This is a genomic window from Leuconostoc aquikimchii (genome assembly GCF_040838325.1).
In the GTDB taxonomy this organism is placed as follows: domain Bacteria; phylum Bacillota; class Bacilli; order Lactobacillales; family Lactobacillaceae; genus Leuconostoc; species Leuconostoc aquikimchii.
The window spans coordinates 830,203-842,162 of the sequence record NZ_JBFPER010000001.1; the positions used below are offsets into that span (position 1 = coordinate 830,203).

7 protein-coding genes are annotated in these 11,960 nt (G+C 37.7%); all 7 read left to right on the forward strand.

Going from position 1 to position 11,960, the window contains the following annotated elements; genetic code table 11:
- The first annotated feature begins 36 nt into the window (after positions 1-36).
- Entirely contained in the window at positions 37-4,350 is a 4,314-nt protein-coding gene (locus tag AB3K24_RS04195; RefSeq protein WP_367973947.1) for a PolC-type DNA polymerase III, read from the forward strand.
- Between the two features lie 77 nt (positions 4,351-4,427).
- On the forward strand, positions 4,428-4,838 hold the full coding sequence (locus AB3K24_RS04200) for a phosphate-starvation-inducible protein PsiE (protein ID WP_367973948.1): 411 nt from the start codon (positions 4,428-4,430) through the stop codon (positions 4,836-4,838).
- 251 nt (positions 4,839-5,089) lie between these two features.
- Positions 5,090-7,207 (forward strand): MMPL family transporter, encoded by a 2,118-nt coding sequence (locus AB3K24_RS04205; RefSeq protein ID WP_367973949.1) that lies wholly within the window; start codon positions 5,090-5,092, stop codon positions 7,205-7,207.
- A 130-nt stretch (positions 7,208-7,337) separates the two neighbouring features.
- Positions 7,338-8,546 (forward strand): sensor histidine kinase, encoded by a 1,209-nt coding sequence (locus AB3K24_RS04210; protein ID WP_367973950.1) that lies wholly within the window; start codon positions 7,338-7,340, stop codon positions 8,544-8,546.
- Positions 8,536-9,171, forward strand: coding sequence for a response regulator (locus tag AB3K24_RS04215; protein WP_367973951.1), 636 nt, complete (start codon positions 8,536-8,538; stop codon positions 9,169-9,171). The genes AB3K24_RS04210 and AB3K24_RS04215 overlap by 11 nt, the downstream gene beginning before the upstream one ends.
- A gap of 268 nt (positions 9,172-9,439) precedes the next feature.
- On the forward strand, positions 9,440-10,351 hold the full coding sequence (gene rbsK / locus AB3K24_RS04220; RefSeq protein ID WP_367973952.1) for a ribokinase: 912 nt from the start codon (positions 9,440-9,442) through the stop codon (positions 10,349-10,351).
- A complete protein-coding gene (locus AB3K24_RS04225) occupies positions 10,351-11,805 on the forward strand; it encodes an RsmB/NOP family class I SAM-dependent RNA methyltransferase (protein WP_367973953.1) in 1,455 nt (484 codons plus the stop codon). The genes rbsK and AB3K24_RS04225 overlap by 1 nt, the downstream gene beginning before the upstream one ends.
- Positions 11,806-11,960: the final 155 nt, after the last annotated feature.

Consider the following 11,960-nt stretch of genomic DNA (forward strand, 5'->3'; position numbering starts at 1 on the left):
ATTTCGGTTTTTTTAATCAATAAATTAGAGGGAAATATGACATTAACCCAACAAGAACAATTGCAACATCTAGTGAATCAAATTCAATTACCTGAAGAAATTTACAGTTTTTTTAGCAATGGTAAATTAACACAAGTTGTCGTTTCGAAGCAGTCGAAAACTTGGACATTTCAAGTGGTACTGGATAATATATTACCGGCTAATGTATTGATGCAATTTCGGCAACATCTACAGACAGCATTTACTAATATTGCGCGGACTGCACTCGTCATTAAAACACCAGTACAAGCGGTTGACGACGAACTAGTCAATCAATATTGGCATATTGTATTAGCAGAATCCAATCTTAATCATGCAATAATTCAACAAATGGCTAGTAATACAATGTTGAAAAAAATAGGTCAAAATCATTATAGTGTTGGCGTTGGGGCAGCGTTATTATTCGATTCATTAAGTGAAGCTGCGTTAGTTTCACTTGTGACTGCGTACCAAAATGTTGGCTTTCCTAAAATCATTTTAACACCAAGTAAAGATGATGTACTGACCCAACAAATTGAAGAAAGTGTTGCACAACATCATGCCAAAGCGCATGAAGAGTTACAAAAAGCCATTCAAGCCAGCGAGCAAGCTAAACCAAAATCATCAATAACAGGTGTGAAATTAACATTAGGTCGTAAAATTGCAGCTGATGCTGAAATAACACGAATTGAGAAAATTGACAATGAAGAGAATCGTGTGATTGTCGAAGGTTATATATTTGCTAATGAAGTCCGTGAACTACGTTCAGGACGTAAACTCATGACAATTAAAGTAACGGACTATTCCAGCGCAATAACTGCTAAAAAATTCTCAAATAATGAAACTGATGAGGCCGTATTTGAAGATTTAAAAGCTGGTATGTGGGTACGTATGTCTGGTAATATTCAAGAAGATACTTACGCACGTGAATTAGTCCTTAACATTTATGACCTGCAAGTTATTGATCATGAGGGTCGTCAAGAGAAATATCAAGGTGACAAAAAGCGCATTGAATTACAGGTACATTCTAAAATGTCATCAATGGATGCCGTAACTGACTATGGCGCTGTTGCCAAGCTTGCTAAAAGTTGGGGTCAAGAGGCATTGTCAATTATTGATACAGCCAATGTACAGGGTTTTCCAGAGGCGGTTGCCGCTGGTCAGAAAAATGATTTAAAGATGATTTATGGGATGGAAGCTAATCTTGTTGAAGATGGCGAGCCGATTGGCTTTAATTTAGCACCTGTTACGTTACTTGGTAAAGATACAGTTTATGTGGCATTTGACTTGGAAACAACAGGGTTGTCAGCTGTGACGGATAAAATCATTGAGCTGTCAGCTGTTAAAATGCAACTGGGCAATGTGATTGAAAAGTTCTCAGAGTATATTAATCCTGGATTTCCGCTATCTGATTTTACAACAAAATTAACCTCTATAACGGATACGATGGTTGCTCATGCGGATACTGAAGAAAACATTATCAACCGTTTCAGACAATGGGCTGGGGATGCTGTTTTAATTGGCCATAATGTGACATTTGATGTTGGCTTTATGAACGCTGCTTATACACGGTATAACCAAGAAATTATTGCTAATCCAGTCATTGATACATTGCCTTTTGTACGTTGGTTATATCCTGATTACAAGTCTTATCGTTTGGGGACGATTGCTAAGCGATTTAATATTAACTTGGAACAGGCTCATCGGGCAATATTTGATGCAGAGACGACGGGGCATATCGCATGGCGTTTGATTAAAGAAGCACATGCACATTATGAGTTGACGCAGCATGATCAATTAAATGATCATATGACCGAAGGTGAGGCTTGGAAACATGGTCGGCCAGTTCATGTCACGCTACTTGTTCAAAATAAGGTTGGCTTAAAAAATCTATATAAATTAGTATCCACATCTAATATTAATTTTTTTGCTCGTGTGCCACGTATACCGCGCTCGGTTTTAGATCATTATCGTGAAGGACTTATTATAGGTACTGGCGATACGAGTAGTGATGTCATTATGACATTGATTGAAAAAGGGCGAGAAGAAGCACTTAAAAAGGCACGGTACTATGATTATATTGAAGTGCAACCGACTGCTAATTATGCACCAATGCTCGAATCGCAATTAATAGCAAACCCTGAAGAGTTACATATTATTTTAAAAGATATGGTCTCAATTGGTGATGAATTAGACAAACCTGTTGTTGTTACTGGAGATGTTAAATATACAAACCCAGAGGATAAAATCTATCGTGATATTTTAATTGCAACGCAACCCGGGAATCCACAAAATAGGACGGCATTACCAGAATTGAATTTTCGTACCACTCAGAATTTGTTGGAAGACTACGCTTTTATGGGTGATAGTTTGGCCAAAAAATTGGTCATCGAAAATACACATGTCATTGCCGATATGTTGGAAACCATCTCACCACTTAAGAGTGGTTCATATCCACCTAACATTCCAAGTGCTGGGGATGAGCTGACTAAACGGACATTAGAAACCGCCAAAAAATGGTATGGTGATCCTGTGCCAGATGTTATTCAGGCGCGAATTGATCAAGAATTGGCTGCAATTATAGGTAATGGCTTTGCGCCACACTATATTATTGCGCAACGATTAGTTGAAAAATCAAATAAAGATGGCTATTTAGTCGGTTCACGTGGGTCGGTGGGTTCTTCTTTTGTAGCAACAATGTCAGGTATAACAGAGGTTAATCCTTTTGCACCACATTATCGTAGTGCGCATGGTGATTATTTTGAATTAGCAGACCCTAAAATTTATGAATCGGGTTATGATTTGCCCGATAAAGCTGATCCGAATCATCCAGATGAGATGTTAATTGGGGATGGTCAAAACATTCCCTTTGAGACATTTATGGGTTTTAAAGGGGATAAAGTGCCAGATATTGATTTAAATTTTTCTGGCGATTATCAACCAATTGCACATAACTATATGAAGGTATTGTTTGGTGAACATAATGTTTATCGTGCCGGCACAATAGCAACAGTTGCTGAAAAAACTGCTTTTGGGTATGTCAAAGGTTATGAGAGAGATCATGAGAAGCAATATCGTGGCGCGGAAGTAGAACGTTTAGCTCAAGGTGTGACTGGGGTTAAACGAACAACTGGTCAACATCCAGGTGGTATTCTAATTGTGCCTCGAGAGTATGAGGTATACGATTTTACACCTGTTCAATATCCAGCTGACGATCAAAAATCATTATGGCAAACAACGCACATGGATTATCACGCTATTCACGATAATTTGCTCAAAATGGATATATTAGGACATGATGATCCGACAATGGTACGTACTTTGAAAGATATGTCTGGCATTGACCCACAGTCAATTCCGGCTAATGATCCAGGGGTGTTAAGCTTATTTACATCGCCAAAGGCTTTGGGCGTGACAGAAGAGCAGATATTTTCAAAAACTGGTACCCTTGGTATACCAGAATTCGGGACAAATTTTGTACGTGGCATGTTAGAAGAAACCAAGCCACATAATTATTCGGAATTATTACAGATTTCTGGTTTATCGCATGGGACTGATGTCTGGTTAGGGAATGCCAACGAATTAATTGAAAATGGCACGGCAACAATTGGTACTGTTATTGGAACACGTGACAAAATTATGACGGATTTGATTAACTGGGGATTTCCGGCAGCCGATGCCTTTAATGTCATGGAAAAAGTACGTAAGGGAAAAGGCATTACGGATGACTATCAAGCGCAGTTGCGTGAAGCAAAGATTCCGGAATGGTATATTCAGTCAATGTTAAAAATCAAGTACATGTTCCCGCGTGCTCACGCAGCAGCCTATGTTTTGATGGCCTTGCGTATTGCCTATTTTAAGGTCTATTTTCCAACAATTTATTATGCAACCTATTTCTCTGTTCGTGCCGATCAATTTGATATCGTGGCGATGAGCCGCGGGAAAAATGCCACAAAGGAAGCATTGAAACGTTTACGTACACTTGGGAATGATGCCACTGTTGGCGATAAAAACCTCTTAACTGTGCTTGAAATGGCGAATGAAGCGCTCGAACGTCATATTACTTTTTCGATGGTAGATTTGTACAAATCGGAAGCTAACGAATGGGTTATTGATGGTGAAACATTAATTCCCCCATTCTCAGCAGTGCCGAGTTTAGGAGATAATGTCGCTAAACAAATTATTGTTGCCCGTCAAGACAAACCTTTTTTAAGTAAAGAAGATCTCAAAAAACGAGGTAAAGTATCACAAACAATTATTGAGTATTTGACTCAAAATTCTGTGTTAGATGGGATGCCAGATGAAAATCAATTGAGTTTGTTTGATTTTTGATAACTATATTGGATTGAAGACAATTTTCTAAAGGATGAGCTAGTAACACGACATGACGTGAAAATAGGAGTCGAAATATGAGACATGAGTGGCACCAGAAAGTTGCAAGTAGTTTTGAATATGTATTAAATGTAGTCATGATTCTCATTGGCTTTGTGATTTTTGGTTTTTTATTACGAGAAATTTATAACTTAGCACATTTGTTGATAACTATTGATGATATGCGCGCAAATTTCAATGAAATAACAGAGGCAACACTGGCGGTGTTCTTATTTTTTGAGTTTATGAGTCTCGTGCGTGAATATTTCATTAAAGATGCACATATTAGCATGGAAAGTTTTTTGTATATTGGGGTGACAGCCCTTATACGTGCAATTTTGGTATACCATGATCAAACAACCAAAACGTTACTATTGGCAATGTCCATTGCTTTGCTAGTTATTGCATTGACGATTTATCGCTTTTTTAGAGAAAAGACGATAAAATGAACAATACGATGAGCATCAATAATTAGGATTAAAAAAATTTCTGTTAGATTGGTTTTTTTGTGCCAATTCAAGAGATTTTTTTGTTTGCTTCTGCGTATAAAAGTATGCGCCAGACTAGATAGACTTTTTATAATTTTAAATTTTATGCTATGTTGCCCTATCGGGCATAAACATTGCCTAATGGTACGATGTTTTAGCTTCAGGTTGATGATATATTTTATATACATTAACTTTGAAGGAGAAATAAAGTCATGGGCAAACAACTTGGGAAATTAGGGATATGGATTTATAGGCATGCTAAATTAACAATAGCTGCATTTTTTGTCACACTGGTCATTTCAGTCATTGCTGCACTCAACTTTGGTATTGATTTTGATAGTGCCGGTATGTCAATTCAAGGGTCACAGTCTGAAAAAGCTAATAAACTCATGGAAAGAGAATTTCCAGCTACTAGACAAGATGGCGGGCAGGTGCAAATTGTCCTTCATTCCAACAATCGGCAAGCATTAACGACCGTTAACAATCAAAAAGTCGTGGCCGAAATGTTGCAAGATGTACAAAAAAATAAGCATGTAAAAATGGTCGTTACACCAACAATTCTTCGTAGTTACAGTGAAGACGGGATGACCGCTACAGCGCGAGTTATGTACAAACCAAAGGGCGACGCTGTGTCTGAAAAGACTGTTGATGATTTAGAAAAGTCGATTAGTGTGACGCGTCGTCAAAATATTCAAACAGAGTTATCATCAAATAATGTCACAATATCAGGTATGGATAATGGTGAACAGGCTGAAGTTATTGGTTTGGCTATTGCGTTTGTTATCTTGGCAATTACGTTTGCTTCACTATTAGTTGCTGGCATTCCCATCTTATCTGCTTTATTAGGATTAGTCGTTGGTATGATGTTGGTTTTAATTTCAACTCATTTCTTATCAGTTGCTACCTTTTCAATGTCGCTAGTAGGTATGATGGGGCTGGCTGTGGGAATTGACTACGCGCTGTTTCTTATCTCACGTTATCGTCAAGAACTTCAGGAAAACAATAGCCAAAAAGAAGCGGCTTTAGTTAAAACAATGTCTTCAGCGGGTACGTCAATTGTTTTTGCTGGTGTAACGGTTATTGTCGCTTTGCTTGGCATGACAATACTAGGAATTGATATGCTGTCGGTTATGGGTATAACAGCTGCAATGTCTATTGTTACCGCGATGTTGACTTCTTTGATACTTGTGCCTGCTATGTTGACCGTGTTAGGAGATCGTGTGACCGGTAAGAAACCCAATCGGATTTTACACTTTGCGAGTAAAATTAGAGTCAAAGGTGGTTGGGGTAAGTTAGTAACAAAATATAAATTTGTACTAACTATTTTAGTGGTTGTCATTTTAGGCATAGCAGCAACACCTTTTGCACACATTAATTTGGGACTTCCTAATGACGCAGTTAAGTCTGAAAAGCTAACAGAAAGACGGGCATACGATTTATTGACTAAGGCGTATGGTGAGGGCAGTCAGGCCACATTGGTTGTATTAATGCGCACCAGTGATCAAAATGAAGCGCAAAGCAATGTTACCGCAATTAAAAAATTAGATAATATTGCCTCTGTCTCTCAAGTTATGCCAAGTACAACTAATGATTATCAAATGATTACAGTATTGCCTAAAACAGATACGAATTCAGTAAAAACTAAGAAATTAGTGCATGATATTCGTGAGTTAGAAAATAAACACAGTGTGTCCCGCCTATATGTTACTGGGGCAACCGCAATTAGTATTGATATGTCAGATGCTTTAATGAAAGCATTGCCTAAATTTGCCATTTTAATTGTTATCTTTGCCTTTATGCTTTTGACGGTTGTCTTTAGATCATTGCTAATTCCAATTGTAGCGGTAGTTGGGTTCATATTGTCGCTCGGTGCCACACTAGGCGCAATTGTATTTATAGCACAAGATGGGCATTTCATTGATTTTGTTGGTATTCCAGCTAAGGGTGCTATCTTAAACTTCTTACCTGTCTTGGTAATTGGCATTATGTTTGGTTTGGCGATGGATTATGAGGTATTTCTTGTGAGTCGTATTCGCGAAGCGTACTTGAAGACAAATGACACGCATCAAGCTGTTATCGCGGGGATGAGGGACAGTGGTCCAGCCGTAGTAGCAGCAGCATTGATTATGATGGCTGTATTCTCGGGATTTATTTTTGCCAGTGACGCGATTGTTAAGTCTATGGGAATTGTCTTAACATCAGGAATTTTGTTTGATGCTATACTGGTCAGATTAATTTTGGTACCTGCCACCATTGCTTTATTTGGGCGAGCAAGTTGGTATTTACCGAAATGGTTAGACAAATTGCTACCAAATGTTAAAATTGATTAAGGCATTGCATAAAAAAGGGACTAAGCAAAAATAAATTGTGATGATAACGCAATAACGAGACAGAATAAAATCTGTGCAGTTATGACACTCACCTCAATTAAGGCTTAGTCCCTTTTAGAAAAGAAAAAACATGGAAAAAGAAATTGCATTAGAAACACGGCAACATTTTTTGAAATTGTCCCGTTGGCCAATGATTTTTTGGAGTGTTATGATTTACTTTTTGGCTTATTATTTGAGAACGAATAGTGGTCATTTTGATCAAATATCGTCTGTTATTTTCTTCGCGCTTGTTTTTATACAATTAGTTATTAATTTTAACAGTTACCAGCTCATTGATCTGAGTAAATTTTTTTTTATTGGATTACAAGTCATTTTAATTATAATTTCAGGTATTCTTATTTCCCCGGGTGAAACAGTTTTGTATATGAGCATGTTACCAGTTATTGGTATACAAATTTTGTCATTATACAATATTAAATGGCAAACATTGTGGTTGTTACTGGCACCAGCGCAAATTATAATTCTTGTTATTCAATTAATGAACTACGGTCTTTTTTTAGCTTTTATGACAATCGAGGCATCTGTATTTTTGAATACAATTATCTTTTTAGCCTGGCGGGCTTATCATCGACATATTAATACGCTAGTTAAAACACAGCACTTATTAGATGAACTTCAGCTAACTTATACTGAGGTGCAAGAAATATCACAGCAAAATGAACGTAACCGTATTGGCCGAGATTTACATGATACATTGATGCAAGGTTTGGCAGGTGTTACCATGCAATTAGAGGGCATTAAAGCGCTACTGGCTAAAAACAACATTGAACGATCAATAAAGGAAATTGATAAAACCATTGATTTATCGCGGGATTCATTGCAGGAAGCACGATCAGTTGTTTATGACATGCGATCCAAAAGCACCGAAGATGTTAATTTGTATATACGGCTTGAGGCACTTGGCAAAGTATTTTATGAGAATTATGATTTAATTGTCAAATTTAAAATCAGTTCTGAAATTACGCTACCGCAAACAATGTATGATGAAGTTGCTCGAATTATATCAGAAGCGTTAAGTAACATTGTTAAGCACGCAAAAACTGATGTTGCGATCGTGAAGGTGACCCTAGATAAAACATTAGATATCAATATTGTTGATTATGGTGTTGGGTTTAATGTTGATTCTGGTAAGAAAAAGTATAAGCATTTTGGACTTCATGCAATTGATGAGCGTGTTAAAAAGTTAAATGGCTTGCTCACGATTAATAGTCATAGTGGTGAAGGCACAGAAATACACGTGCAAATTCCTAAAAAGTTAAGGTGGCAAAATGACAAATAAAATTATGATTGTTGATAATCATTTTATTATTCGAGAGGGTTTGAAATTAATTTTTGACACAAACGATCATTATGAAATTTTATATGAAGCAAGTAACGGGGAACAGGCGATTCAAATTTTGGAAAATTCGCGCCCTGATTTAGTGTTACTTGATATTAAAATGGAAAAAGTTGATGGGTTTGGTGTTATGTCTTATATACATGACAATTGTCCTGAAATACCAGTGGTTGTTTTAACGACTGTTGACAGTGCAGAACATATTCAAAAAATGTTGAAATTAGGTGCCAAAGGCTACTTACTTAAGGATGCTAAAACGGCAACTATTTTTACAACGGTTGATAGTGCTATACGAGGGAATATCATCTTGCAAAATCACGTGTCAAATATTGTTTTTAATTCAGAAGTACAGCAACAAATCCCTAATTTTAAATTAACTGACAGAGAAACGCGTATATTAACAGCTATTGCGCAAGGATTAAAAATCAAAGCCATTGCGTTGGAAAATCATGTATCTGAAAGAACGATCAAATCGCAATTAACGGGAATTTATACCAAGATGAATGTTGCAACTGGGGTTCAAGCGGTAGCGCTAGCTGTTAAAAATAACATGATTCAAATTGATTAATGATGCGATGACTTACCAAAATATTTGTGAACATCAAAATATTATCATGGTTGCGCAATTTTTTGATGTCTAAATGCTGTGGTTCAGTTTTAAACAGCGTCGTTTTGCGCGCTTTTTGAAACGTAATAATCATGGTATGATGTTAGGTAAGAAAAAATAACGGAGGAAATACGTTTAGTCGTACGCTACTATTCATGTGTCATAACTTTCTTATGAAGAAGTCATAACATATTGAAATGAAGATTCCTATGACTTGACGTTCTAAATTATGACTAAAAATATTGTTGTACTCGGAAGCTTAAATGCCGATAATATTATGAAAATGCCACGTATGCCACTTGTTGGTGAAACTATGGCGCTAACAGATGTGACAACTGCACCAGGCGGAAAAGGGGCTAATCAGGCGGTAGCAGCCGCACGTCAAGGGGCTAATGTATCATTTATTGGTGCTGTTGGGAATGACAGCAACGGTCAATTTATGCGTGCTACCTTGCTGACAAATGGTGTTAATGTTGATGCTGTGACAACAAATAGTGACGTACCAACTGGTTCCGCCTATATTATGTTGCAAGAAAATGGGGCGAATACAATTTTGATTCATGGTGGTGCTAACCAGGCACTAACGATTGCTGACTTAGATACAAATGTTATTGCACAAGCGGATACACTAATTGCACAGTTTGAAGTACCCTTAGAAGTTATTATTGCAGCTTTTAAAATTGCCAAGGCTAACAATGTGCAAACTATTTTGAATCCCGCACCAGCAGTTTATGAGTTAACACCAGAATTAATGCACGTGACAGATATTATTTTACCAAATGAAACTGAGGCACAATTATTGTCGGGCATAGCTGTTGAAAATGATGAAGCAGTTTTGAATCGTGTGAGTAATGCCATTCTAGCAAAAGGTGTCGCACGAGGTATTATTACATTGGGTGCTGCGGGTTCTTTTGTGGCGGACGGTGATAAGCGTTGGTGGGTAAAGCCCACTAAAGTTGACGCAGTCGATACAACAGGGGCTGGGGATACTTTTATTGGGACATTGGCAAGTGTTGTTGATCGCAATTTTAATAATTTAGATTCAGCTGTAGCGCGTGCTAGTATTGCGAGTGCAATTGCTGTGACACGTGCTGGTGCCATTCCTTCAATTCCGACGAAGGATGAGGTTGATGGCTTCTAATGGCAATTTTACCAGAAGATTTTATAAGCAAATATACCCGTTTACTGGGTAACGAATCAACTGAATTTTTTAAAGAATTTGAAGGGTCAGTACAAAAAGCTTATCGTATTAATCCATTAAAAGCTAATATGAACCTAGTTGATATACCAAATGAGGGACAGGTGCCTTACGGGCAATGGGGTCATTTTGGTGCGGTCTCAGGGCACGCTATGGCGCATGTAACGGGAGTAGTCTACTCCCAAGAACCATCAGCCCAGTTTGTTGGTGAGGTGGTTCACCCAGAGCCTGGCGAACGTATTTTAGATTTAGCCGCGGCACCTGGTGGCAAGACGACTCATTTGGCAGCCTTTATGCAACAAAAAGGTCTGTTATGGTCAAATGAAATTTTTATGAATCGTGCGAAGATATTAAGTGAAAATGTGGAACGTATGGGTTTGCAAAATAGTATTGTGAGTTCACATACACCAGCGGAACTTAGTGCTAAGCTACCACAATATTTTGATAAAATTTTACTCGATGCCCCTTGTTCTGGGGAAGGGATGTTCCGAAAAAATAGCACTGCTATCAAGCAATGGCATAAAGATTTTCCACAAGAGTTAGCTGAACTACAACGTGAGATTTTGCATGAAGCAGTAAAAATGTTACGTCCTGGTGGTCAACTTATCTATTCGACATGCACATTTGCGCCGGAAGAAGATGAACAAATGATTGCTTGGTTGATGGCTGAATATCCTGAGTTTACTTTAAAAACAATTGATAAACCACAACATACACATATTAGTGATGGTCAACCTTCATGGGCAGATAAGCAGTTTACAGATGGTCGAACCGCGCAGAGCACAACCGCTGATTGGGATGAACTTAAAAAAACAGCACGTTTGTGGCCCCAACGTTTGACCGGTGAGGGACATTTTGTTGCTAAACTTGAGAAATCATCAGCTGTGCCTTTGAGTGATCATCTGGTTAAACCACTCAAATCAACGGTGCTGAGTCGTGAACAGCAAAAATTAATGGCTTTATTTATCAGTGAAACATTTGCTAATTTCCAGTTGGATAAACGACAATTTACCTTGTTTGGGGAACGATTATATTTAGCACCTGACGCAACACCAGATATTGATGGGATGAAAATTTTACGTCTTGGTATTGAAATGGGAACTTTTAAAAAAAATCGTTTTGAACCGGCACACGCATTAGCATTGGCGATGCATCCGGATGAATTTTTACAAAGTTATGATATGAATACGAATGATTGGGTTAAATTTGTACACGGTGATGTTGTTCGGCCAGATCCTAGTCTGTCACTAAAAAAAGGTTGGGTATTGATGGTTGCTAACGGTAATGGGGCCGGTTGGGGCCGTTACGTTGATGGACAAATTAAAAATTTTTTCCCAAAAGGACTTCGTTTTGTGGTCAAACAAACTGGCGACGATTTATTGGATGATATGTATTAAAATAAAGTAACTTGAAAAGCCTATCGGCTTTTTTGTTTGTCAAGGACATTAGGAGTCCTTGTTCTCTTTGATAGATGTCGTATAATAATATTTTGGACGCACGAAATTGTAAGACAACGGTATTTAAAATGACGAGATTTATATTGACATATTAT